At 66.8% G+C, this 24991-nt stretch carries 21 protein-coding genes; 1 reads left to right on the forward strand and 20 read right to left on the reverse strand.

What is annotated here, in order from left to right:
- Nucleotides 1–30: 30 nt before the first annotated feature.
- The 16 genes from AC6BOR_RS08685 to AC6BOR_RS08760 all read right to left on the reverse strand — a co-directional run bounded on the left by AC6BOR_RS08685 (nucleotide 31) and on the right by AC6BOR_RS08760 (nucleotide 17673).
- Nucleotides 31–1167 (reverse strand): acyl-CoA dehydrogenase family protein, encoded by a 1137-nt coding sequence (locus tag AC6BOR_RS08685; RefSeq protein ID WP_498058077.1) that lies wholly within the window; start codon nucleotides 1165–1167, stop codon nucleotides 31–33.
- 153 nt (nucleotides 1168–1320) lie between these two features.
- Nucleotides 1321–2505 (reverse strand): acyl-CoA dehydrogenase family protein, encoded by a 1185-nt coding sequence (locus AC6BOR_RS08690; protein ID WP_498058078.1) that lies wholly within the window; start codon nucleotides 2503–2505, stop codon nucleotides 1321–1323.
- Nucleotides 2502–3311, reverse strand: a complete 810-nt coding sequence (locus AC6BOR_RS08695) for an enoyl-CoA hydratase/isomerase family protein (protein ID WP_498058079.1) — start codon at nucleotides 3309–3311, stop codon at nucleotides 2502–2504. The genes AC6BOR_RS08690 and AC6BOR_RS08695 overlap by 4 nt, the downstream gene beginning before the upstream one ends.
- 66 nt (nucleotides 3312–3377) lie before the next feature.
- Nucleotides 3378–4391: a phytase gene (locus AC6BOR_RS08700; RefSeq protein ID WP_498058080.1), complete on the reverse strand. Its 1014-nt coding sequence runs from the start codon at nucleotides 4389–4391 to the stop codon at nucleotides 3378–3380.
- Complete coding sequence (locus AC6BOR_RS08705; protein ID WP_498058081.1) at nucleotides 4391–7192, reverse strand: TonB-dependent receptor; 2802 nt, start codon at nucleotides 7190–7192, stop codon at nucleotides 4391–4393. Before AC6BOR_RS08705 ends, AC6BOR_RS08700 begins: the two co-directional genes overlap by 1 nt.
- A 129-nt stretch (nucleotides 7193–7321) precedes the next feature.
- Nucleotides 7322–7807, reverse strand: coding sequence for a prepilin peptidase (locus AC6BOR_RS08710; protein WP_498058082.1), 486 nt, complete (start codon nucleotides 7805–7807; stop codon nucleotides 7322–7324).
- A complete protein-coding gene (locus tag AC6BOR_RS08715) occupies nucleotides 7804–8754 on the reverse strand; it encodes a tetratricopeptide repeat protein (RefSeq protein WP_498058083.1) in 951 nt (316 codons plus the stop codon). Before AC6BOR_RS08715 ends, AC6BOR_RS08710 begins: the two co-directional genes overlap by 4 nt.
- Before the next feature lie 49 nt (nucleotides 8755–8803).
- On the reverse strand, nucleotides 8804–9961 hold the full coding sequence (locus AC6BOR_RS08720; protein WP_498058084.1) for a hypothetical protein: 1158 nt from the start codon (nucleotides 9959–9961) through the stop codon (nucleotides 8804–8806).
- Nucleotides 9958–10935, reverse strand: coding sequence for a type II secretion system F family protein (locus AC6BOR_RS08725; protein ID WP_498058085.1), 978 nt, complete (start codon nucleotides 10933–10935; stop codon nucleotides 9958–9960). Before AC6BOR_RS08725 ends, AC6BOR_RS08720 begins: the two co-directional genes overlap by 4 nt.
- Nucleotide 10936: 1 nt before the next feature.
- Nucleotides 10937–11938, reverse strand: a complete 1002-nt coding sequence (locus AC6BOR_RS08730; protein WP_498058086.1) for a type II secretion system F family protein — start codon at nucleotides 11936–11938, stop codon at nucleotides 10937–10939.
- Nucleotides 11939–11941: 3 nt separating this feature from the next.
- A complete protein-coding gene (locus AC6BOR_RS08735; protein WP_498058087.1) occupies nucleotides 11942–13339 on the reverse strand; it encodes a TadA family conjugal transfer-associated ATPase in 1398 nt (465 codons plus the stop codon).
- The gene (locus tag AC6BOR_RS08740; protein ID WP_498058088.1) at nucleotides 13336–14556 is read right to left on the reverse strand and encodes a CpaE/TadZ family protein; all 1221 of its coding nucleotides are present in this window, start codon (nucleotides 14554–14556) and stop codon (nucleotides 13336–13338) included. Before AC6BOR_RS08740 ends, AC6BOR_RS08735 begins: the two co-directional genes overlap by 4 nt.
- A complete protein-coding gene (locus AC6BOR_RS08745; protein WP_498058089.1) occupies nucleotides 14556–14867 on the reverse strand; it encodes a hypothetical protein in 312 nt (103 codons plus the stop codon). The genes AC6BOR_RS08740 and AC6BOR_RS08745 overlap by 1 nt, the downstream gene beginning before the upstream one ends.
- Nucleotides 14868–14870: 3 nt before the next feature.
- Nucleotides 14871–16268: a type II and III secretion system protein family protein gene (locus tag AC6BOR_RS08750; RefSeq protein WP_498058090.1), complete on the reverse strand. Its 1398-nt coding sequence runs from the start codon at nucleotides 16266–16268 to the stop codon at nucleotides 14871–14873.
- Nucleotides 16265–17128: a Flp pilus assembly protein CpaB gene (cpaB, locus tag AC6BOR_RS08755; RefSeq protein ID WP_498058091.1), complete on the reverse strand. Its 864-nt coding sequence runs from the start codon at nucleotides 17126–17128 to the stop codon at nucleotides 16265–16267. The genes AC6BOR_RS08750 and cpaB overlap by 4 nt, the downstream gene beginning before the upstream one ends.
- Before the next feature lie 356 nt (nucleotides 17129–17484).
- The gene (locus AC6BOR_RS08760; protein WP_498058092.1) at nucleotides 17485–17673 is read right to left on the reverse strand and encodes a Flp family type IVb pilin; all 189 of its coding nucleotides are present in this window, start codon (nucleotides 17671–17673) and stop codon (nucleotides 17485–17487) included.
- Between the two features lie 19 nt (nucleotides 17674–17692).
- Here AC6BOR_RS08760 and AC6BOR_RS08765 point away from each other — a divergent pair, with 19 nt between their 5' ends.
- Complete coding sequence (locus tag AC6BOR_RS08765; protein WP_498058093.1) at nucleotides 17693–17863, forward strand: hypothetical protein; 171 nt, start codon at nucleotides 17693–17695, stop codon at nucleotides 17861–17863.
- A 397-nt stretch (nucleotides 17864–18260) separates the two neighbouring features.
- Here the strand turns inward: AC6BOR_RS08765 and AC6BOR_RS08770 are convergent, their stop codons facing one another.
- From AC6BOR_RS08770 to AC6BOR_RS08785, 4 genes are read right to left on the reverse strand one after another with little or no spacing between them, the layout of a single operon-like run.
- Complete coding sequence (locus AC6BOR_RS08770; protein ID WP_498058094.1) at nucleotides 18261–20792, reverse strand: TonB family protein; 2532 nt, start codon at nucleotides 20790–20792, stop codon at nucleotides 18261–18263.
- Nucleotides 20789–22489, reverse strand: coding sequence for an Hsp70 family protein (locus tag AC6BOR_RS08775; RefSeq protein WP_498058095.1), 1701 nt, complete (start codon nucleotides 22487–22489; stop codon nucleotides 20789–20791). The genes AC6BOR_RS08770 and AC6BOR_RS08775 overlap by 4 nt, the downstream gene beginning before the upstream one ends.
- A gap of 44 nt (nucleotides 22490–22533) precedes the next feature.
- Nucleotides 22534–23433 (reverse strand): response regulator, encoded by a 900-nt coding sequence (locus tag AC6BOR_RS08780; protein WP_498058096.1) that lies wholly within the window; start codon nucleotides 23431–23433, stop codon nucleotides 22534–22536.
- Nucleotides 23430–24884, reverse strand: coding sequence for an ATP-binding response regulator (locus AC6BOR_RS08785; protein WP_498058097.1), 1455 nt, complete (start codon nucleotides 24882–24884; stop codon nucleotides 23430–23432). The genes AC6BOR_RS08780 and AC6BOR_RS08785 overlap by 4 nt, the downstream gene beginning before the upstream one ends.
- Nucleotides 24885–24991: the final 107 nt, after the last annotated feature.

Below are 24991 nucleotides of genomic sequence, written 5' to 3' on the forward strand. Positions count from 1 at the left end.
GCCCTCCCCGCAAGGGGGGGGATTCCGGCATTATAGCATCGACGCATCGGCGGGCAGGCCGAGCAGCACGCGGCCGGCCAGTTCGAGCGTGGGGGGGGCGACCATCACGTGCTGGGTCGCGACATGGGCATCGCGGAAGCGGCGGTTCAGCGGGTGGCTGGCATAGACGGAGGTGCCGCCGGCCAGTTCGTGCATCTTGGCCGCCACCCGGGCCGCAACCTGGGTGAGCCGGGTTGCTGCCAGCCGCAGCCGGGCGCGGGCGGGCAGATCCAGGGCATCGCCGGCCACCACCCTCCCCCACGCTGTGGCGATTTCGGCATGGACCAGCGCGCGGGCGGCATCGAGATCGGCCTGGGCCACGGCGAATTCCGCCTGCACCACGCCGCGTTCAGCGAGGCTGCGGCTTGACCCTTGGCCTTTCTTGGCCACGGCCAGCGCCTTCAGATCATCAAGCGCGCCCAGCGCATTGCCACTGGCCACGGCGGCAATGCCGAGTGCCAGCAGGCCGAACGGGGCGAAGCGATAGAGCGGGCCATCCTCCCGCGGGGTGTCGGTGATGAACGACACGCTGCGACCCTGCGGCACCCGCACATCCTTGGCGGCCAGATCGCCCGACCCGGTGCCGCGCATGCCCAGGGCGTCCCAGGTGTCGATCAACTCCACCTCTGCTGCGCGCATCACCATCATGCGGTGATCGGGCGCGCCCGATGGCAGCCGGCGCAGCTCGCCGCCGTCCATGATCAGCGCGCCGCCCAGCAGCCAGGAGCAATTGGCGCTGCCCGATCCCCAGGCCCAGCGGCCGCTGACCAGATAATCATCGCCGTCCACCACGGCCCGGCCCATCGGCGCGAACACCCCGCCGGTGATGACATTGGGATCAGCCCAGATTTCGCGGGCATGGTCCATCGGCAGCCAGGCCGAGATCAGCGCCGTGGTGCCGCCGATCATCACGCACCAGCCGGTGGCGGCATCGGCGCGGCCCAGTTGTTCCAGGCTGTCGAACAGGCTGCCGACATCGGTTTCGGCGCCGCCCAGCGATCTGGGCACCAGCATCCGGAAGGCGCCGGCTGCGGCCAGTTCGGCGGCGAGATCGGCCGGCAGGCGGCGGGCCTGTTCGGTGTCGGCCGCGCGGGCGGCGATGGTGGTGAGGAGGGGTTGGGGGATCATCGGGCAAGTTTTCGATTGAGGTTCACAATCCTCCCCCTCTGGGGGAGGTGCCCGCAGGGCGGAGGGGGCTTTGGAGGCGGCGCTCGCCCGCCCCCTCCGCCTCCCTGCGGTCGGCACCTCCCCCAGAGGGGGAGGATCTGGAAACATGGCCCATCACAGCTTCCACAGGCTGGCCAGATTGTTCTTCTGCATGTCGCTCGATCCGCCAACGATCGGCATGCCGAGCAGATCGCGCACATGCCGTTCCATGTCGAACGCGTCGGACAGGGCATAGGAGCCGATCACCTGCTGGCAGGCGAGCGCGATCTCCACGCCGACATCGGCGACAAACAGCTTGGCCATGCTGGTTTCGGTGCTGCACGGCCGGCCTTCATTGGCGAGCCAGGCCGCGTGATAGAGCATGTGGCGGGCGGCCTGCAGCTTGGTGCGCGCCACCACCAGCTTGTGGCGGATGGCCTGGTGCTGGCTGATCGGCTTGCCGAACTGCACGCGGGCTTGCGCATAGTCCCATGCTTCATCCAGCGCAGCGCGGGCGATGCCGAAGGCCACCGCTGTGATCTCCAGTTTCTCCACGTCGAGCGCGCGGCCGGCGAGCAGTTTCCAGCCCTGGTTCCACATCTGCGGGCCGCCGACGATGTGGCTCGCCGGCACGCGCACCCCGTCAAAATACACGTCCTGGCTGGCGGTGTAGCGCAGGTTGGCGTGATGGATGTCCTGCATGCGCACGCCGGGGGCGTTGGTGGGGATGAGGACGAACGACAGGTTGCGATAGCGGTCCTCCGCAGGGCCGGAGCGCACCAGCGTGTAGATATAATCGCTCCAGTCCGCCCCTGTGCACCAGCGCTTGGCGCCGTCGATCACCACCTCGTCGCCGTCGAGCCGGGCGCGGGTGGTGACGCTGGCCAGATCGCCGCCGACATCGGGTTCGGACAGGCCATAGGCAAAGAACAATTCGCCCCTGGCCAGCCGGGGCAGAAATTCGGCCTTCTGTTCCGGGCTGCCGTTCTCGCTGAGGTTCATGCCGCCATAAAAGGCGGTGTGGATATAGGGGCCAGCGAGGCAGGGGCCGGCCTGGGCCAGTTCCTCGATCACCGCGATGGCGGCGACCAGATCCTGCCCGGCCCCGCCATAGGCCTCTGGCACAGTGAGCGCGGTGAGGCCAAGCTTGTTCAGCTCGGCATAGACATCACGCGGCCAGCGATGGTCGCGATCCCACTGGATGCGGGCCTCGCGCGGGGCATGTTGCGCAACAAAGCGGCGCAGCATGTCGCGCAGCTGGCCGATGTGGGCGGGTTCGTCGGTGAAGGTCACGGGGGGCAGCGGGGGCGCCATGCTCATTCGCCCGTCAGCTTTGGCGCGCGGCGTTCGCGGAACGCGCGGACGGCTTCGGCCCGGTCTGCCGCCAGGTTGGACAGGGTTTCATAGGGGATGGAGGCGTCCATCAGCTGCTGCGCCAGTACCCTCAATGGCTGGTTGGCCACCACCTTGGACCAGCGCACCGCATATTTGGGATTGCCCATCAATTTTCCGACCAGTTCGGCGATCTTGGCATCAAGCTGGTCTGTCGGCACGGCATAGTTGATCAGGCCCATCGCCTCGGCGCGCGGGGCCTTGATCAGATCGCCGGTCATCAGGAATTCCTTGGCGCGGGCATAGCCGATCAGCTGCGGCCAGATCACCGCGCCGCCATCGCCGGCCACCAGCCCCACCTTCACATGCGGATCGCCGATCACGGCATTCTCATCGGCCACGATCATGTCGCACAGCAGGGCGATGGTGGCACCCAGACCGGCGGCAGCGCCGTTCATGCGGCAGATCACCGGCTTTTCGATCTCCAGCAGGCTGGTGACGATGCGCTTCGCATCCCAGCCGATATCCCGGAACTGGGCGGGATTGGCGATCTGTTCCTCGAACCAGTCGAAATCGCCGCCGGCACAAAAGGCGCGGCCGGCGCCGGTGAGGACGATGATGTCACTCTCCCGATCCTGCTGCAGATCGGTGAACACGCGCGCCAGTTCGTGGTGCATCTGTTCGTCCACCCCGTTCACCGGATTGTTGCCGTTGATGGTGGCGGTGAGCACGCGGTCGTGCCCGAACTGGCCGCGGGTGAAGGTGAAGCGTTGATAGCCTTGCAGCAGCGCCATGCGCCTGTCTCCCCAATATCTTGGCGCCAAGGTGGCGCAGTGGGGAGGGGCGGTCAATCTGGCGCTTCAGGGGAGGCGAAGCGCCGCCTTCACCCTGGCCCAGCTGACCAGCTTGAAATTCTGCGCCGGCTGGTTGTCGCCATCCTGCACCACGAGCAGGCCGGCGGGATAGGCCGGGCCGAAATCGCCGGTGGCGAGCGCGATGCCGTCGGTTTCCTGCGTGCTGCCCACGCGGCCGGCGGCGACGCGGAAGCGGCCCATGTAACGGTCATCGGCCAGCCGCCACACGGCATAGGCGCTGTCGCCCTGGCTCGACGCCACCAGCCAGCCGCCATTGCCGGCACCTTCGGCCGCGATGGCCAGCCCTTCGGCATCGGCGACCAGCCGGTTGTTGTCGGTGCCGGCGATCTTCACCGGCGTGGGGCTGCCACCGGGCCGTGCATCAAAGCGCCAGAGGCCAACATCCTCTTCCGCCACATAGAGCCGGGCGGTGCGGGCATCGACCACACAGCCTTCGGACTGGCTGGCCAGCTTCATGCTGCGCACGATGCGGCCCGTTGCCTTTGCGGCATCGATCTCGACCTGGCGGATGGTGCCATCCTTGATGACGATGAAGGCGGTCAGGGCGCCGGGTGTTGCCCACAGGCACAGGCCATAGGCTTCGCCCGCCCCGGCCGGCACCTTGCCCAGCGGGACAAGGCGCGCGCTGGCGGTGTCGAGCCGGAACAGTGCGATCTGCGCCCTGGCCTCATCATTGCGGTCGCTCGCCGCCACGATCACCCCGGCCGGGGTTTCGGCCAGATCGACATTGTTGACCCGGCCGGCATCGACGAAATCGCGCACCCGGCCATCGAGGCCATAGACATAGAGGCCGGCCTGCTTGTCGGTCCCGACGATCAGGCTGGCGGCCTGGTTGGCGGCGTTGCGCCAGATGGCCGGATCATCGGCAGCATCATCGGCGGAGCGCACGGCCACGGTTTCGGCCGTGGCGGTCACGCTGGCCGTTTCGGCGGTGGGCTTTGCCGCCGGCGGCGCGCAGGCCGCCAGCAGCAAGGCCGGAAGCAAGGCTGGTGCGCGCATCAGTAGGTGACGCGCAGGCCGGCGGTGTAGCGGCGGCCGAAGACCTCCCGCTCGATGGTGCGGGCGTTGTTGCCGACAAAGCGGCGGCCCGGGCCGTTGAGCAGGTTGGACAGGTCTGCATAGACCTCGATATTCTTGGTGACCGCATAGCGGGCCGAGACATCGAGCTCGCCATCGGGCGCCCAGAAGAAATTGCCGCCCACGCCGGGTTCGCCCAGGCTGTCGATCCAGCTGGAGCGATATTGGTAGGAGACGCGGGCCGAGAAGCCATATTTCTCGTAATAGGGCCCGATGTTCATCACGAAATCGGAGGTGCCGGGGAAGCGCACCTTTTCGCCCGACGGGGTGGTGGCTTCGCTGCGGTTGATCGAGGCGTTGGCCTGGATGCCGAACCCACCCCACCAGTGATCCTCGCTCAACAGGTTGTCGAGCTGCATCTGGAAGGCGGCTTCGGCGCCATAGACCTTGCCCTTGCCGCCGTTCAGCGTGGTGGAGAAGACATAATCGGCCCGGTTGACGCCGCCGAAGTTGAGCACATCCAGCCCGAACTGGCGGGTGGCGCCGAACAGCACGTCGCGCACATCCTTGTAGAAGACGCCGACCGACATGAAACCACCGCGGCTGGGATAATATTCCCAGTAAAGATCAACGCCGCGGGTCTTTTCCGGCCGCGCATCGGGGTTGCCGCCCGACACGGTCTGGGTGACATCATTGAAGGTGAAGTTGGGGCGCAGCACCGGATAATCCGGACGGGCCGCGCCGGTGTTGAACGACAGGCGGACCTTCATCTCGTCGGTCGGGTTCCAGTTGAAATGGACGCTGGGATAGACCTGGGTGAAGCTGCGGTTGATGGTGTTCAACGTGTTGGGCGTGCCGCCCGGCGTGGTGGCGCGGAAGGCGGTGGCTTCATTGTTCACCTGCTCGAAGCGGGCGCCATAGACGATGCTGCCCCAATCCAGCTTGGTGACCGCCATGGCATAGCCGGAGATGACCTCTTCACGCACCTTGTAGTAGTTGGCGTTGTTGAAGGCATAGGTGGCATAGGGTTCGACCTGGCGGACGATGTCGATGATCTGCTGCTTGCCGAAATAAGGGAAGCTGTAGCCCAGCGGCAGCTTGCCGAGATAATCGCCGGGGATGCTCACCGCCTGCGGCGTGGTCGGCACCCCGGCCAGGGTGAAGATATTCAGGCCGTTGAAGGTGGCGCTGCTGTTCACGTCAAGCAGCCGCTCGTCCACTTCCTTGGTGCGGTTGTCGTATTGGCCGCCAAAGCTGATCTTCGTGTTGCCGAACAGACCAGTGTCAACCGACAGGTCGAGCTTGGCGGTATAGGCCTCGGTGGTGTCCACCGCCTTCAGGCCACGGATGCGCGACAGCGGCAGGGCGAAATCGGTGATGTTCTGCACCCGGTCCCCGCGCGACAGCGTGCCATCGGCGGCACGCAGCGTGCGATACAGCTCGACGAAGGACTGCTGCGGGTTGGTCAGATCATAGGCCACGGTCGGGCGGCCGGTGGCGGTGGCGCCGTTGGTGCCAAAGCCGGGGCTGTCATAATTCAGCTGCGACGGGGCGGAGCGGTCATCCTTGGAACGGGTGTAGTTGCCGCGCCAGCTGATCGTCCAGTTGCCGGTCTTGTGGTCGCCGCCCACGGTGTTGATGAACACCGATTGCAGATATTCGCGGCTCAAGAGGTTGGAGTTGATGTCGATGCCATAGACCGTGCCCTTGAACGGGGTGTTCACGCAGGCATCGGCATAGCCGGTGGTGTTGGGGGCCAGCACAGCGTTGACACAGGGCGTCGCCAGGTTGGGAGCCCGGCTTTCCTGATCGTCGAAATCGAAGATATAGTTCGACCGCAGCTCGTTGTCGGTGAAGGCCGAATAGATCGAGGTGACAAAGATCTTGCTGTCATTGTCGGGCGCCCATTCCAGCCGGCCCGAGACGCTGTAGTTGCGGCGGGTGAGGCGATAGAGCTTGTTTTCGGTTTCGCGGGCCCACACGCGGCGGCTGCCGCCATTGTCGATCAGGCTGTCGGGATTGTCACCGCTGCCCACCGGGCGCAGATCACGGCTGACGGTTTCCCAATCGGTCTCGAAATTGTCGGTGGCCATGGTGCGCTGGTAATAGCTGCCCGACAGCACGGCGCCGATTTCACCGATGCCGGTTTCCCAGCGGTTGGTGATCACGCCGGTGCCTTCATATTCCTTGCCGTCACCCAGATCGACAAGGCCGATGCCGCCGCGCGCCTGGATGTGCAGGCCCTTGTAATCAAAGGCCGATCGCGTGATGACATTGATGTTGCCGGCGATGGTTTCGCCGGTCATGTCGGGCGTCACCGCCTTGCGCACCACGACTTGGGTGGCAATGGCCGATGGGATCGAATCAAAGCGGGCATCGCGGCCTTCCGGCGATACCACGTTGATCCCGTCGAACGACAGCGTCGTCCAGTTCAGCGGCGAGCCGCGCAGGTTGACATAGCGGGCCTGGCCCTGGTCGCGCTGAACGGCGACGCCGGGCAGGCGGCTGACGGCCTGGGCGATGTTCTGGTCGGGCAGGCGGCCGACCGAATCGGCCGACAGCACGCTGACCAGGCTGTCGCTGTTCTTCTGCACCAGCAACGCGGCGCGTTCCGATTCGCGGATCGGGCGCTGGCCCGACACCACAATCTCGCTTTCGTCGCTGGCGGCAGCGTCAGCTCTGGCGTCAGCGGCGGCGATGGCCTGGCCCAGGGCGGGTGAACCCGCAAGGCAGCTGAGGAGGAGAAGACGGATTGCGGCCGTGCCGCGCGTGCTGCGGATCATGTGGAATGCGCCCCTTGGTCGCCGGGGTGGACAGGCCGGCGTCAGTGGCGCGCATTACGGGTGCGTAATGACTGGAGGGTGACAGGCAGGTAACACCGCCATGACAATCAAATGATGATTTGGTGACGGTCAGAGCGGCGGCAGGTGACGCCAGGTCCACAGCGCCATGCCGCCAGCGATGGCCACGGCATAGGGCAGATCGGCCCCCACCCGGATCAGCCGGGGCGCGTCATCGCCAGCAACGCCGGCCAGCGCCAGCCCACGGCGCAGCAGCATCAGCGCCAGCGCGAGGATGCCACCGGCCAGCGCGATCAGCACCACCTGTTCGGCCAGAGTCGCCAGATTGGCCCACAGCGCGCAGCCGGTCATCAGCTTGACATCGCCGCCGCCCAGCCAGCCGCGCGCAAAGGCCAGCAGGCCAAAGCCGAAGAACAGCCCGCCTGCCGCCGCATGGCTGGCCCAGGTGAACCCCGGCGTACCGGCGCCGAACAGCACGGCGGCAATAATGATCAGGATGGTGAGCGTATCCGGGATTTCAAAGCGCCACAGATCAAAGCCGGCGGCCAGCACCAGTGCAAACGCCAGCAATGCCAGACCGAACAGCGCCAGGGTCAAGGCTGGGGCCCCATCGGGGTGCGGCTGCGGTTCTTGAGTTCGGTGAGATATTGGAGGTTGGCCCAGGCCTGGCGATCAAACTGCGGGTTCAGGTTCATGGCCCGGTTGAAATAGGCTTCGGCCACGGCCAGATCGCCGCGTGCCATGGCGGCATAGCCAACCGTGTTGAGATCACCGGCCAGGCTGGCGCGATTGCTGTGCTGGAACGCTTCCTGATAGCGGCCCTGCATGGCACGGGCGAGCGCCAGGTTGGTCTGCACCACGCGGTCGCCCGGAGCCAATGCCAGCGCGCGTTCCAGATCGCGTTCGGCGGCAACATGATGGCCGCGCAGCAGCATCGACCAGCCGCGATTGGCCAGCGTGGCAGCATCGCCGGGTGCGGCGGCAATTGCCTTGGCATAGGCGGCATCGGCGGTGGCCCAATCCTTTTGCCGGTCAGCCACCACGGCGCGGGCATTCCAGGCGCGGGCAAGACCGGGATCAAGCGCCACTGCCTTGTCGAGCGCGGTGATGGCTTCGCCCAGCCGCGCCTGTTTCAGCCGGGTGATGCCCAGCCCCTGCCAGGCGCGCGCCGACACCGGCCCTTCGGCCAGCGCGGTGAAGCCATCGGCCGCTTCGGGCAGGGAACCACTGGCCAGCGCCAGTTCGGCACCGCGCAGCGCGACCTCCGCACTGTCGGCTGCCCACATGGGTGCAATCAGCGCGCGGGCATCGGCCAGCCGGCCTTCGGCAATCGCAGCATCCAGCAGGGCCAGCGCTGCCGCGGTGGGTGGCTGCACCGGCAGTGCCGCTATCGCGGCTTCCGGGCTTTGCGGCTTGCGCTTCTTTTCACCGGCAAAGGCCGGAACGACGCAGACGATCAGCATGGCCAGCAGCAGGATCATCACTGCAATCCGGTGCAGGCGGGGGATGCGGCCGCTGGCCGGCAGGGCATCCGTGGATTGCATGTCCGCCAGGGCCGACTGCGGCCTGCGATCGCGATCGAGGCGGAAACGGTCAGGCATGGCGCTGTTCGATCAGCGTGATCAGCCGTTCCAGCCGGGCGATGGCCATGCGGATATCAGCGGCAGGGTCGGCCGGTTCCGGTGGCAGCGCGGGCTGCACCGGCGGCAACGGCGGCGGCGCCGCGGCAATAACCCGGCGCGACGCCGGCGCCAGCATCGGCACGTGGCGGACGAGCGCTGGCAGATCGGCCCGCACAGCGCGGACTGCAAGCGCCGGCAACGGCGCAGCCGGCGTGGCCGGCGCAGTAGGCGTGGCCGGCGCAGCAGGCGTGTCCTGCTTTTGCGGAGCCGGGGCTTGCACCGGCGCGGCTGCCGCGGGGGCGGCAGACGTGCGCAGAGTGGCCGTCGGCGCAGTCTCAACGGCGGCAACCACCAGCGGCTCGGCCGGGCGGGTAAGATCGGCGGCCTCGCCTAGGCGGGCGGCCAGTTCGGCCTCCAGTGGCCGGTGCGACGGCGCGACTGTAGCCAGGCGCGGCTGGCCAACCATGGCGGGCGCAATCGGTGCAGCAGGCGCAGCGGCAGCCATGCGCACCGGGGCTGCCGGCGCGGGCGGGGTGGCAGCAGGTGCGGCAGGGGGTTCGACCAGCACCAGCACGGCCTCGCCACTGGCAACCATATCGATGCGGGCGCTGGCAAGGCGCACTGGCGCCGGTGCGGCGGCGGGCGGCGCAGCTTCCAGCCGGGCAGCGATCAGGGCCAACGCACGCCGGGCCGCCGCCGTCACCCGCGGATCATTGCCCGACGCAGCGCGCTGCAACGGCGCGATGGCAGCGCGATCCTGCCCGGCGCGGGCCAGCGACCAGCCCAGATTATAGGCGATGTCGGCGGCATCGGGCGCGATGGCCAGCGCCATCTGGAACTGCTGGCAGGCCAGATCGGTGCGGCCCAACCGGTCATAGGCGACACCCAGGCCGTTCAGCGCTGCAAGATTGCTGCCATCCAGCGCCAGCGCGGTGCGGAAGGCGGCAATGGCCTGCACGGGATTGGCCGCGGCCAGAAGCGCACGGCCATCATCCAGCGCCGCCTCCAGCGTTTCCGCGCCGCTGCCCGGCATGGGCGTGGCGCGGCTGCGCAGATCGGCCGGCAGGTCGCGGGCGGAGACCGCCGATGCCGAGCACAGGGCGAGAAGGAGGGCGAGACGGGCGCTCATCGGCGGGTGCTGCTCGCATCGCTGGCGGCCTTCAGGGCATCGCGCATGCCGATGGCCGCCGGCAGCATCAGCACCGCGACCATGGTGGGCAGCATGAAGCACACCAGCGGCACAGACAGCAGCACGGGGATGCGGTGGGCCTTTTCCTCGGCCCGTAGCCGCCGGGCCTCGCGCATTTCGGCGCTGTACACCCTGAGCGCGCTGGCCACCGATGCCCCGAGCCGGTCAGATTGGATGATGAGGGTGGTGAAAGCGGTGATTTCGGCGACGCCGCTCTTGCGGGCAAGCTGGCGCAGCGCCACTTCGCGGCTGCGCCCGGCGCGCAGTTCCAGGCTGACCTGGCCGAACAATTTGGCCAGCAATGGGTGCGATCCGGTGATTTCGGCGCCCACCCGGCTGAAGGCGGCATCGATGCCCAGGCCCGCCTCCAGACAGACCAGCATCAGATCAAGCGTGTCGGGAAAGCCGTTCAATATTTCCTTGGCGCGTTCGCTGGCGCGCGACGAGACAATGAAGCCGGGCAGATAGAGGCCCGCCACGGCTGAACCGATCATCAGCATGTAAAGCTTGGTGGAACTGGGCCAGTTGCCGCCCAGAACAATCACCAGCAGCACGAACGAGGGCACCGCCAGCGTGCCGACAGCGCGGGCCAGGGTGAAGGCGCGCGGGGCATAGATCTGGTCAAAGCCGGCCAGCGCCAGTTTTTCGGCCAGCTTGTCGGAGGTGGAATCGGTGAGCCCGATGCCGCGCCGTTCGATTTCCTGCAGCAGGCGGGACCAGGCGCTGTTGGTGACATCGTTGCGGATGCTGCCCGGCCCGGTGTCCACCGCGCTGCCACCGCCCTGCGCGGCCAGGCGCGCCTTGATGTCGGTGCGGCCCAGCACCATCGGCGCCAGCGCCAGCACGACCAGCACCACGGCCACGAACACCAGGCCGAGCACGATCCAGTTGGCAAGGGAATCGGTCAGCGCCATCTCACACCTTGATCGCAATCAGGCGGCGCATGATCACCACGCCGAGGACATACATGAACAACACGCCCAGCACGCCCGGCATGAACCAGGGATCATCCGCCACATCGAGATAGAAATTGGGATCGCTGGTGAAGACGCTGACGAAGGTGAGCACTGGCAGCGCGGTGAGCAGCGAGCCGGTCATCTTGCCTTCCGACGCGAGCGCGCGCACCTTCAGCACCATCGCGGCGCGGTCGCGGATCACCTGCGACAGGCCATCGAGAATGTCGGCGAGGCTGCCGCCGGTTTCGGTCTGGATCGAGACCGAGACGACGAACATCGCAAGATCAGGCGTCTGCACCCGGTCGGCCAGGTTGGCGAGGGCATCGCGCAGGGCATAGCCATAGTTCATTTCGGCCAGCACCAGGCCAAGTTCGGACGACAGCGGATCGGGCAGCTCCTCCACCACCAGTTCCAGCGCCGAATTGATCGGATAACCGGCGCGCAGGCCGCGCACCAGCACGTCGAGCGCGGTGGGAAACTGCGCCTCGATCTTCTTCAGGCGGCGGGCAGCGACATAGTTGATCCACAGCACCGGCAGCACCAGGCCGACGCCGGCCGCAAACAACAGGATCAGCAGCACCGCGCTGGGGGAGCGGATCTGGCCGGTGATGCCGCCCAGCACCGGGAACAGGAAGCCGAGCAGCACGGTCACCACCGCCATGATCGTCAGCATGCGCTGGGCGCTCATGCGGATGCCGGCCTGGCTCATCCGGCTGTCGAGATAGGTGATGACCGACGGCAGCAGCGACTTCGATACATCGGTGGTCTGGCGACGCAGCGCGGTGATGATCTCGGCACTGCTGGCGCCCTGTTCGATCAGGGCCATGCGTTTGGACACCCGGCGCTTGGCGCCATAGGTGTCGCGCCACCACAGGAACACGCCTTCGAACAACAGCACCGCGGCCAGGAAGATGATGCCATAGAGCACCAGTTCCGGATTGATGAAGGACGGCAGCGTCATGGCTCAGCCATCCTTGCGCCGGAACGGATCGAACATGGTCGCCGGCAGATCATAGCCGCGCGATTTCAGCACCTCCATGAACTTGGGCCGCACGCCCATCGGACGCATCTCGCCGATCACCCGGCCTTCGGCATCCACCCCTTCGCGCACGAACTTGAAGATTTCCTGCATCAGGATGATGTCGCCTTCCATCCCGGTGATCTCCGCCACCGAAGTGACGCGGCGGGTGCCATCCTGCAGACGTTCCAGCTGCAGCACCACCTGGATGGCGGAAGCGATCTGGGCGCGGGCGGATTTCGGGCTGATATCGATGCCCGACATGCCGATCATCTGTTCCAGGCGCGACAGCGCATCGCGCGGCGTATTGGCGTGCAGGGTCGTCATCGAGCCATCGTGTCCGGTGTTCATCGCCTGCAGCATGTCAAAGGCTTCGCCGGAGCGGATTTCGCCCAGGATCACCCGGTCTGGCCGCATGCGCAGCGCGTTCTTGACCAGATCACGCTGGGTCACCTCACCGCGGCCCTCGATGTTGGACGGCCGGGTTTCAAGGCGCACGACATGGCTCTGCTGCAGCTGCAGTTCAGCCGAATCCTCGATCGTCACCACGCGCTCATGGCTGCCGATGGAAGCGGACAGCGCATTGAGCATGGTGGTCTTGCCCGAACCGGTGCCACCGGAAACGATCACGTTGCGGCGGCTGGCCACCACCGCCTTCAGCATGGTGGCGCAATCCACCGTCATCGATCCATATTCGACCAGCTTGTCGATGCTGGTTCGGCTGGGCGGGAATTTGCGGATCGACAGGCAGGGCCCATCCAGTGCCAGCGGCGGGATGATGGCGTTGATGCGGCTGCCATCGGGCAGGCGGGCATCGACCATCGGCGAGCTTTCGTCCACACGCCGGCCCACGGCCGAAACGATCTTGCCGATGATGCGCAGCAGATGCTGGTCGCTGGCAAAGCGCGTTCCGACCTCCTCGATGCGGCCGCGCCGTTCGACAAACACCTTGGTCGCGCTGTTGACCATGATGTCGGAAATCGTCGGGTCTTTGAGCAGCGGCTCCAGCGGCCCCAGGCCCAGCAGCTCGTCCAGGATATCCTCAACCAGCTGGCGCCGTTCGGCAGCGTTCAGGGCCTGGTTGTTCTCCTTCAACATTTCCTGAACGATGTCACCAATGTCGCGCTGCATCTGATCGCGCGTCATGGTTTCCAGCGCGGCCAGGTTGATGCGGTCGATGAGGTTCTGGTGCAGCGTGACCTTCAGCTCGGTGTAATCATCGCGCCGCCGGTCCTTGATGCTGACCACCGGAGCCGGTGCGGGTGCCGGTGCCGGGGCCGCAGCAGCGCCTTCAGCCGGGGCCGCCGCGGGGGTTGCAGGCTTGCGGCGGGTGGGGAAGATCATGCGCTGGCCTCCACCGCCGCCAGTTCATCGGCGATCGTGGCGGCCATGGTTCGCAATTCCTTGTCGATGCGGGCCTTCAGCTTCATCTGGCCCACCGGCTTGCCTTCATCCAGCGCCGCCGACACTGTGGGATAATCGTTGCACAGGGCGAAATGCACCTTGGTGCGCAACACCGATTCCGCTTCCGACAGATCATATTTGCCGAACAGGCCAGGCGTCATGCGGTTCATCACGACCCGCACGCGCTCGCCCAGATTATTGGCTTCCAGCACATCCAGCTGGCGGCGGCACTGCTGCACGCCCGACACGGTGAGCTGGGCGATCAGCAGCACCAGATCGGCCTTCTGCATGGCCGCAGCCGACCAATCGATCCAGATGCCCGGCATGTCGAGCACGACGAGATCATAATTCTGCGCCGCCACGTCCAGCAGCCGCTCGATGAACTCCGGCGTCAACGCATCGAGCGGGTTCATGTCGGCCGGGGCGGCCACCACACCCAGGCCAGACTGGTGGCGCTCCACGATCATGCGCAGGAATTCGGCGTCCAGCCGGTCCTCGGCTTCGATCAGATCGGAGATCGACAGGCGCGGCTTCAGGTTGAGATAGAGCGCAGCATTGCCGCGCTGAACATCCAGATCAATCAGCAGCACCTGTTTCTCGCCGGCCCACATCTGCGCCAGCTGGGCGGCGACCATGCTGGCCCCCATGCCGCCGAGCACGCTTTGCACGGCGATGATGCTGGCCTGGTGGGCGGGCCCCTGACCGGTGGCGCGGGCCACCCGTTCACGCCCGGCATCGATCGCCTGGCCCAGTTCTTCCAGGCTGAACGGGATCGGCAGCACATCGGCAATGCTGGACCGCAGCAGCCGGCGCGTGGTGGCGATGGTCAGATCCTCCACCGCTGCCACCACCGGAATGCGCAGGCCGGGCCCGGCGGCAAAGCTTTCCAGCGCAGCCAGATCTGCCGCGTTGTCGGGATCGATCTGCACCACCAGAAGATCGGTGCGGCGGATCAGCGGCGCGTTGGCGGCAAAACTCGCGAAGCTGCCATCGTGCAGGCGGATCTCGGCGTTGAGCGCGTTGAGGCGGCCAACGTCCAGCCGGGCCGACGTCTGGGGATTGAGCAGCATGGTGACGCGCAGCTCGCTGCCATCGCGCTGCGGCGCTTCGGCATCGGGCTTGCCGGCAAAGGCACCAAGACGGGCCAGCAGCGCCATCAGCGCGGCCCCGACGTGGCCGGCGCGGCGCCGCCGGCACCACGCTGGATCGGGTTGGCACCAACCGTGGCTTCCCCGCTGACGGAACGCAGCGGCGTCACCCGCCCGTCGAGATAGCGGTTCATGGCCGCTTCGGAACGCACGCCATTGCCACCCTCGATCTTCACACCGGCATAGCTGGGATGCAGATCAACCACGTGCGCCACCATGTTTTTTTGCACCGATGATCCCAGTGCAGGATCGCCGGCCGCCGCCGGGGCGGCCAGCGCGGCGATCATGGCGGCAACGGCCAGGATGCGACCCTCAACCATGCGTCACCTCACGATATGGCCGTGGTCGGCCGCAACGCCGCCCGGCTTGTTGATGCTGTTGGCCGGGCCTGGCAGCGGCAGCACCGGCAGGCCCGGGCCGCGGCGCTCGGCCGTGCCAAGCAGGAAGAATTCCGCGTCCGTGGGCTCGTCGACCCGGTCGGTCGGCATGGCCAGCGCGCCGCTGTCGGCCTGCACCGGGCGCACGATGCGCGGCGTCACCAGGATCACCAGTTCGGTTTCCTGGCGGGCAAAGCTGCTCGATCGGAAAAGGGCGCCCAGGATCGGGAGTTTGCCCAGCAGCGGCACCGCGTTGACCGTGTCGCGGAAATCATTCTGGATCAGCCCGGCCAGCGCAAAGGTCTGTCCGTCGCGCAGTTCCAGCGTGGTGCGCGCGCGCCGCACCTTCAGGCCGGGGATGCGCAGGCCATTGAGATCAATGCCGGCAGCGGGATCAAGGCTGGACACTTCCGGCGCCACCAGCAGGTTGATCATGCCGTCTTCCAGCAGCGTCGGCGTGAAGGAAAGCGCCACGCCAAACTGCTTGAACTCGATCGAAACCTGGCCATTGATCGCAACGCCGGTGGGCACGGGGAATTCGCCGCCGGCCAGGAAATTGGCGGTTTCGCCCGACAGCGCGATGATGTTCGGCTGCGCCAGCGTGCGGATCAGGCCCTTGTTCTCCAGCGCCTGGAACGCCACGTTCAAGCCCGGAAAGCGCAGGGCCGCGCCAAAGGTGCCGCTCACGCCAACGCCGGGGCTGGTGGCAGTGCCGCCGGGCGTCAGCACGCCTTCGGCGGTCAGCGTGTTGCGCGCCGGGCCGCCAAAGGCGACACTGTTGATGCCCAGTGCCTTCACCGTGCCGCGCTGCATTTCGGCAAAGCGCACCTCCAGCAGGATCTGCTGGGCGGTGCCAACGCTGGCCATGTTCATCACACGTTTGGGCGCATAGGCTTCGGCAATGGCCGCCGCCCGCTGCAGGGCGGCGGCGCTGGAGGCCGTGCCTGACAGGATCAGCGTGTCGTTGGCCACCTGCACGCCCAGGCTTTCGGTGGGCAGGATCTCCGCCAGTTTCTGCTTCAGGCCCATCGCATCGGGCCCCACGGTCACATCCACCACCGCGATCACGCCGCCGGCCTTGTCGTACAGCGTCAGGTTGGTGGTGCCGATCTGTTTGCCCAGCAGATAGGCCACGCTGGTGGTGACCGGGGAGACGTCGGCGATCTCAGGGTTGCCGATGGCGACCCGGGCGAAGGGCCGCGGCACGCGCAGCGTCTGGGACTTGTTGATCGGCAGGCTCAGCGCCAGCCCGGTCTGGGCTTCCAGGCTGGCTTGCGCCAGCGCGGCGGCGGGCGGCAGCGGCAGGACGGCCAGCGCCGCGATCATCATGGCTCGCATCATCATTTGCCCATCACCGGCTGGATGGTTGCAGTTGTGCCGCGGATCACCACCACGCCAGGCGGGGTCACATTGGCTGGGGCCGGGCCGCCAGGGCCAGGGCCAGGCCCGCCACCGCCCTGGTTGGGCTTGCGCACCAGGCGGGTGATGGTGCCATCGTTCAGATCCATCACCTGGGCGGTTTCCAGCCGCACGCGGGCTTCATCGGTGAAGTGGCGCAGCACCAGATTCAGCGTGCCCACGGTCTGCGCCAGCGAGATTTTCTGGGCCTGCAGCGGTGTCACCTCGATGGTGGCGGTTTTCACCACCTCAGGCTTTTCCTTGCCCAGGTTGGTGTCGGTGCCCACGGCAAGCACGCGCACACCCTGCGCCAGCAGTTCGGAATAGGGCATCGCCTCTTCCGGCTGGCGGGTGAAGAACACATCGACCCGGTCACCGGGGTAAATCAGGCCCGACACGCCGGCGACGTCATTCACCGGTACGGCGATGGCGCGCATCTGCGGGTTGAGGAGCGGCGCGGTCGACAGGCGGTTGGCGCCGACGGCCAGGGATTTTTCGGTGAGGATTTCGTTGGCAACGATCGGGCGCATCGCGGTGCGGCCATCGCCGCTGGTCAGATCCTCGATGCGCTGGAAACTGCCAACCGGCACATTGTCGGCCGGCCATTCGACCATCTTGAGCTTGGCCGGGGTCAGTTTCTCGCCAAAATTGATATCGGCCGATGCCACAACCGTGGGCACGGTGCGCAGCCGGGGGCCGCCGGGCGCCGCACCACCGCCGCCACCCATGAAGGTGCGGGCGAACAGCACGGCGACAAGGCCCAACGCCACCGCCGCAATCAGCATGATTATGGAAGAACGGCGCATCAGGGCGCGTTCCGGGCGATGGCGATCGGCAGCCGCGCGGACGGCGAAACGGCCGTTCTGCTGGCGCCGGATGCTGGATTGGCCACGAAACTACCCCCTGGAATGTCACGCCGCCCTGGCGGCTGTCGCCCGGCCCGCTGCCGGCGCACTCCAAGGAAAACGCGCCCCTTGCCCTTCACGCCGGTTGGGGCCCTTGCCTGTGCCTGGTGGCGGCGGCGCCGCTGCCAGCTGCTGTGCCGGCGGTTTCGCCGGATGTTGATCTTGCCCCTTGCGGGGTTTCTGGTCTGGCCATTGCGCCTGCCAGAAAGGCAGAAACGCTGGCCGGGGGCACACCCCGGCCAGCGGTTCAAACCAGCTTACTTGAAGCTGCCGGTCGATTCGCCTTCCAGGGCGGTGCCAGCATCGCTCATGGCAGTGTTCAGCGAACCACCGAAAGCGTTGGCGCCGGCAACGACCAGGCCGCCCAGCACGGCGACGATCAGGGCGTATTCGGCAGCCGAAGCGCCAGACTTGTTCAGCTTCAGATTGGTCAGGATCTTCATCATTTCAACTGTTCCCGCTGTTATGGCCGAGGCCATTATTGATACCAGACAGAAAAATACTTCTGCCTGGGGGATCACCGTTGATGCCGGTCGGATGAAACCACTGCTCCCTCCAGCCGGTAACCCAGAACCGTGCATATTGGCGGTTGTTTTTCAGCACAATATCCAAAATGGTTACATCAATATTCATTAATACTAACAATTACGTCCACGTTTACTTGATTGAAGCAAAGTTTTACAAAATTTGATTAATTGTAAAAATGCAATAATATCAGTTAGTTGTGCAGGCATTCCCATGTTTGCGTAATTTCCGTTAGCAAAATCTTTCGGGGCGTGAAAATGGCGTGAAATCATGCTGATAAATCACGCAGCCCAGCGCGGTCGGCCCGACCCGAAATTTACCATTGTCTGCACACGGGGCGTGGCCGCGGCGGCCATCAAGTGGCACAGGCTACGTCATTTTCCATATCAAAAAAGAATGAGTGTTAACTACAATTCTAACCAAAAATTGCGTGTTTCGGCAGGGAAAATGCCAGAATCGTGCGAATCACCGCCGAATCGCCATCCCGCTCCCCGATTCGGACGGCGGTTCAGCGGCGCCGCAGCTGCCATTCGATGGCGCCGCGATAGGTCCATGGCATCGGGCTGCCATCCACATCCTGCGCCGGCACAAAGCGGGCGCGCGCCATCAACAGCGCACAGGTGCCGCGATCCAGGCTGGCATGCCCGCTGGAATCATCGATGCGGCAGGATTCGACCCGGCCATCGCGGCCCACCTCCAGCGCATAACGCACGGTGCCGCTGTGGCCCGCCAATCGCGCTGCCTGCGGATAACTGCCGTCGTAAAACCAGCGGTCAGCCATGCAGGGTTCCGCCACCATCGGGCCGGTCACCCGGCTATCGGGGCAACGGATCGGCGGCGGTGGTGCCGGCGATGCCAGCGGCGCAGGGGCGGGCGCAATGCGGCGCAACCGGCCAGACAGAAACTCCACCGTCGGCATCGGCTGGCCATCATCATTCAGGCCGGGCTTGAAGCGCGCCTTGGCCTTCAACTGTGGGCAGATCGCTGCATCCAGCGTGGCCAGCCCGGTCGAACTGGAAACGCTGCACAACAACACGCGGCCCTGCGGGCTCACCGCCAGTCGCACCTCATAGCGATAATCACCCACCGGCGGTGGCGGCTGCACCGCGCCCAGATCAACCCAGCCGGATGTGTCGCCATCCGGGCGCGCCGGTTGCCATTTGCCGCCGTGCTTCGCCGGGGGCGGCGGCTGGCGGTCTGCCTCCGGCCGATCCCAGATGCTGACCAGAAAGGCCACACCCACCGCCAGCACGACAAAGCGGATCAGCCAATCGCCACCGCCGCCGGCCTGTCCACGCAGGCCGCGCCACAGCGACGTGGCGCCAAACACCAGGAAGAAGATCAGCCCGGCGCGCGGCAGGCCGGTGCGCGGATCGATCAGCCACGATGTGTCCCGCAGCGCCCCAACAATGCCGGTGGCGCCCTTGATGCCGGGATCAATCAGGCTGAGCAGTTCGAAGGTGAGCAGCACCAGCCCGGCGAGCACCGCCAGCGGTGCCAGCTGCACCCAGCCGGCCGCCATGCGCAGCGCCAGCAGGCTGGCCAGCACGGGCAACACCAGCAGGCCCAGCCCCCGGCCCACCAGCCCCTGATCCACCAGGGCGAGGCCGGCGGCCAGACCGGCGGTCACCACGGCCACACCCAGCATCACCCACGGCGCCAGCGCGCCGCCCAGCCGATCGCTGCGGCGGGCGAGCAGGTTGCGCAGCGTCCACATCATCTGGTCGCCGCCCTGCCACCATCCAAACGCCACACCAAAGATCGCCAAGCTGCGGATCGGCCCCAGCCCGTCGGCCGCCGGCGCGCCGCCAACCATCAGCAACAGGAACAGAAAGGCCGGCATCGCCCGGATCAGGCCGGGGGCAAAATCGCGCCAGCCATCGGGCTGCAAGCGGTCCACTGCCAGCATCGTCCAGCCAGCCGCCGCCACCAGGGGCACCAGATAAAGCGGCGCCAGTGCCGGAACCGTGGGCCACAGCGCCGCCAGCAGCGGCAGCGCCACCACGGCAATCGGCCAGCCATGATAATGGAAATCCGGCCGGTCCCATTCCGCCTGCCAGGCCGCCCGCCGCCGCAACAGCCACAACAGGCCCCAGGGCGAGGCAAAGGCCAGCAGGCTCAACACCGCCTGGGCGGCATCGGGCCAACCCGATTGCTCGCTCACCGGCACCCACAGCACCGATGCCAGCGGGATCATGGTGAAGATCATCCACAGCCGCAGCCGCGGCACCGCATGCCAGGCCCGCCAGGCGGCAATGGCATCGGCGTTCAGCCAATCGGCGATCCCGGGCAAGGGCCCGTCGATCAGGCCAAGGATCTGGCGCGTCTGCGCCGGCTCCGCCGACAGCAGCGCCTTCAGATGCCGCCACCAGCGCGGCCCCGGTGGCGTGCTGAGGGCGACATAGCCCTGGTGGAGTGGCGTGTGGCGGCGCGCCATCTCCACCACGAATTCGCCTTCCTCGCGGCGGCGGAGCAGCTGGTCGATATCGGCGCTGCGCTGGCCCGGCGGCAGATCGGACCAGCCAAAGCGTTCGATCGCATGCACCACCAGCGGGTCGCTGTCGGGCAGATGATGGGCCAGCACGGCGGCGACCCAGGGTTCGATGCGGTCGCGCGCCGCAATGTCGATCAGGGCCGGTGCCGCCAGCAGATCATCAAGTGCGCGGTGCTGGCGCGGCTGATCGGGCCCGGCGGTGATGGCATCGATCAGCGCCTGTTGCCGGGCGATCAGATCGGCACGGTCTGCCGCCAGTTCGGCCTGCAGGGCCGCCGCAGCCGGATCGGCCGCAACCGGTACCGGGGCTGGCGCCGCCGGTTCGGGCGGCGGCACAATGGCAGGGCCATCATCGGCGTCGTCCTCATCCGGCCATTGCTGCCGCCATTTCAGCTGGTTCAGCGCCGCATCATGGGCGGCGCGCAGCTGCATGAAACCTTCCGGGTCATCCTCCGGGTTCACGCCCTTCAGAGCCCGCGCATAGGCGCGGCGGATGGCGTCGCGGTCTGCGCCCGGCGGCAGGCCCAGAATTTCCCATGGATTCACAGCCAGCGCGGCCCGTCAATCTGATCGAGCGCGGCCATCAATTCGTCGCGGGCGGTGTCGGCCACCCGCACATCCTGCGTGGCCAGCGCGCCCTGGAACTGCTGGATCAGGCGGCCGATCCAGTCCCGCTCGTCGCCCAGTGCGTCTTCCCACAGCCGTTCGGCCCGGGCCAGCGCGGCGCGGTTGGCCTCGCTGTCGCGCGGGTGCTGCTTCAGCAGCGCCAGCGCCGCCCGTCGCCGCTCCATCTCGGCCGGGCTCACCTGATCCTCCGGATCGGCGATCACCAGATTGTGCCGCTCCCCGGTGGGAATCACGTGGACATCCACCTCCAGAAGCCCGTTGATGTCATAACTGAAGCGCACCTCGATGGGCTGGCCTTCCGGCCCGCGCGGCATCGGCACCTTCAGCTCGCCGATGCGCACATTGTCGGCCACGCGCCGCGCCTCGCCCTGGTAAATGCCCAGCACGATCTGCTTCTGGTTGGCCGACATCGTCTCATAGATGTTCACCCGGCTCACCGGCACCGTGGTGTTGCGCTCGATGATTGGCGAGAAAATCCCCTCCTCGATGGCGCCGCCGGGCAGCCGCTCGGCAATATTCACCCCCAGCGAATAGGGGCAGACATCGGTGACCACCACTTCCTTCAGGGCGGCGTCACGCGCCTTCAGCCCGGCCTGCACCGCCGCGCCCAGCGCCACCGCCTCATCCGGGTTGATGCTGGCGTTGGGAAAACGGCCAAACATCTTGGCCACGGTGCGGCGCACGATCGGCATGCGGGTGGCACCGCCGATCAGGATGATTTCCGACAGGCTGTCGGGCGCGATCTCGGCATCGCGCAGTGCGCGCAGCACGGGATTGCGCATGCGGTCGAGCAGCGGCTGGGCGGCGGCCTCAAAGCCTTCCGCCGTCACATCATGGGCAAATTGCTCGCCCTGCCAGCTCAGCGTCATGGTCGTGCTGCTGCTGCTGGTCAGCGCTCGGCGGGCCCGCTCGGCCGCCTCCATCAGCTTGGCCGACAATTGGCGGTCCCCCTGCAGGCCGGCCGCCAGCCGCTTGTCGGCCGCCGCCATCAGGCTGGCCAGCGCCTGGTTGAAATCCTCGCCGCCCAGCCGGTTGTCACCGGTGGAGGCGCGCACCTCGATCACCCCTTCGAAAATCTCCAGCACCGACACGTCAAAGGTGCCGCCGCCCAGATCGAACACCAGGAACCGGGTCTCGCCCTCCAGCTGGTGGATGCCATAGGCCAGCGCCGCCGCGGTCGGCTCGTTGATCAGCCGCTCCACCTTCAGCCCGGCCAGCTCGCCGGCGCGGCGGGTGGCCTTGCGCTGCTTGTCGTTGAAATAGGCCGGCACGGTGATCACCGCTTCCGTCACGGCCTGGCCCAGATGCGCCTCGGCATCCTCCTTCAGGCTGCGCAGCACCATCGCCGACAATTCCTCGGCGCCATAATCTTTTCTGCCCAGCGTCACCCGGTGCTGGGTGCCCATATAGCGTTTGAAGGCGGTGGCGGTCAGGCCGGCGTGGCTGGCCATGCGCTCCCGCGCCGGGCGGCCGACCAGCAGGCCGCCATCATCATCCAGCCCCACCGCCGACGGCGTCAGCAACTCCCCCAGCCGGTTGGGGATGAGAACAGGCGCGCCATCCGCCCAATAGGCGGCGGCGCTGTTGGTGGTGCCAAGATCGATGCCGATGATCATGGCGCTGCCATAGCCGGTCTGGTGCGGCCTGCCAAACGCGCGGGCTATTGGCTCAGCGTCTTCACCGCCGCCGCCGCCGCCGAGGCGCGATTCTCGATGCCCATCTTCTCGAAAATCTGTTCCAGATGCTTGTTCACCGTGCGCGGCGAAATGCCCAGGATTTCCGAAATCTCGCGGTTGGCCTTGCCGCGGCTGATCCACAGCAACACCTCGGCCTCACGCTCGGTCAGGCCGTGGCGCTGGGCCAGCAATTTCTCTTCCGCCCCTTCCAGCGTTTCGGTCAGCCGGTAATGGCGTTCGTCGCCCTGGGTGGCGACCACGGTGAACTCCACCTGGCCGCCGGGGAAATCCTGCTTCACCCGGCCTTCGCCCAGCCGCTGCAGCTGGCCCACCAGCGGGCCGGGCAGACGGTCGCCCACGCCGGCGCCAAAGCGCTGGGACAATATTTCGGCGCTGCGCGGCGTCGTCCAGGCGATGCGGCCTTCGCCGTCCAGCGCCATCAGCGGCCGGTTGCTGGCATCCAGCGCGCCCTGCGCCCCGGCGGTGATGCGGGCATTGCCCAGGTGCACCTTCAACCGCGCCAGCAATTCGGGCAGCACGATCGGCTTCTTCACATAATCGACGCCGCCAGCGGCCAGACCGTCCACGACATTCTGGGTCTCGGTCAGCCCGGTCATGAAGATCACCGGCACCAACGCCAGCGCCGGATCGGCCTTGATGCGGCGGGTGGTTTCAAACCCGTCCATGCCCGGCATCATCGCATCCATCAGCACCAGATCCGGCAGTTCCTCGGCCAAGCTGGCCAGCGCGGTCTCGCCATTCAGCGCGATGCGCACGGCATAACCTTCGGCCTCCAGCGTGTCGGTGAGGAAACGCAGGCTGTCGGGCGCATCATCCACCACCAGGATCGTGGCCTGAACATTGGCGCGCGGGCTTTCGCTCATCGGCCGGTCTCCCCCCTGTCGTCGCGACTGTCTGTCGCCTGTTCGTTCAGCAGCTTCTGGAATTGCACTAGATCAAACGCATCCAACGCCGCCGTCAAGCGGCCGACCAGCGGCTTGGCATCAGGCACCGCGGCATCCAGCGCCGCCAGCGCCGCTGCCAGCCCGCGCACATGCCCGGTCCGCGCCAGCCGCGCCAGCTCTGAAAGATGGGCGCGTGCCGCATCGGGCAGGGCGCTGGCCCGCCACGGCGCCCGGTCGGTGCCTTCATACAGCCAGGTCAGGTTCAACTGCCGGCCCAGCTGCTCGAAAAACAGCGCCTGGTCCACCGGCTTCAACACGAAACCATCGTGCAATCCCTTGCCTTCGGCCCCCACCAGCTCGCTGGCATTGCCCGATGCCATCAGGATGATGATGCTGCGGCCAAAGCGGATGCGCAGCCGTTCGGCGACCTCCCAGCCATTGAGGCCAGGCATCGAGACATCCAACAACACCAGATCGGGCCGGCCCAGATCGGCCAGCGACAGCGCCGCGCCGCCCGATCCGGCCACAAACAGGTTGAACCCCAGCGGCCGCAACAATTCCTGCCACAGCGCCAGCTGGCCGGGATCATCATCCACCGCCAATATCGTGCGGCGCTGGCCTTCATAGCCGATGGGCAGGCCGCGCGCCTCTTCATTGGGCGGCTGGTTCGGCTGCGGCAGCAACAGCTTGAGCACAAAGCGGCTGCCCTGGCCGGGCACGCTCTTCACCGAAATATCGCCGCCCATCACCTGGGACAGCATGCGCGACAGGGCGAGACCCAGGCCGATGCCCGGCGCCACGCCCGCAGCCCGGCCACCGCCGCGATCAAAGGGCAGGAAAATCCGGTCCATATCCTCGGGCGCGATGCCGATGCCGGTATCGGCCACCTCGATCTCCGCCACCATCGACCGATACCGCACGGTCAGCACCACGCTGCCGCTCTGCGTGTACTTGATCGCGTTCGACAGCAGGTTGATCAGCACCTGGCGCAACCGGCGTTCATCGGCCAGCACCCAGGCCGGCAGGTTGGGCGCGGCGTTGTAGGCGAAATCCAGCCCCTTGTTGCCGGCCTCGATGCGGAACATCGCCGCCACCTGTTCCAGCAGCGCGCGCAGGCCCACGGTTTCGCGGTTGAGTTTCAGCACGCCCGATTCAATCCGGCTGATGTCCAGCAGGCCTTCGACCAGATCGGCGAGATGTTCGGAGGATCGGCGGATGATGCGCCCGGCCTCGCTGGGCGAAATTGCCGCGCCGCGCTCCAGCAGCTGGGCATAGCCGTGGATGGCATTCAGCGGCGTGCGGATTTCGTGGCTCAGGCCCATCAGGAACCGGGTCTTGGCCAGATTGGCCGCTTCGGCCACATCGCGCGCCTGGGCCAGCGCTGCCAGCTGCTGCGCCGTGCTGTCCTCCCCTGGCGGCCGTGATGGCACGCTGCATCCCCCGTCTGTGCTGCACTGCGGCAAACATTAGGGTGACATTGCGTCCGTTGCAAATGTCAGCGGGGCTGGCATGAGCAGGCCATCTGCATTTGCGAGGG

The sequence above is a fragment of the Sandarakinorhabdus sp. FBCC-B8862 genome (assembly GCF_059745315.1).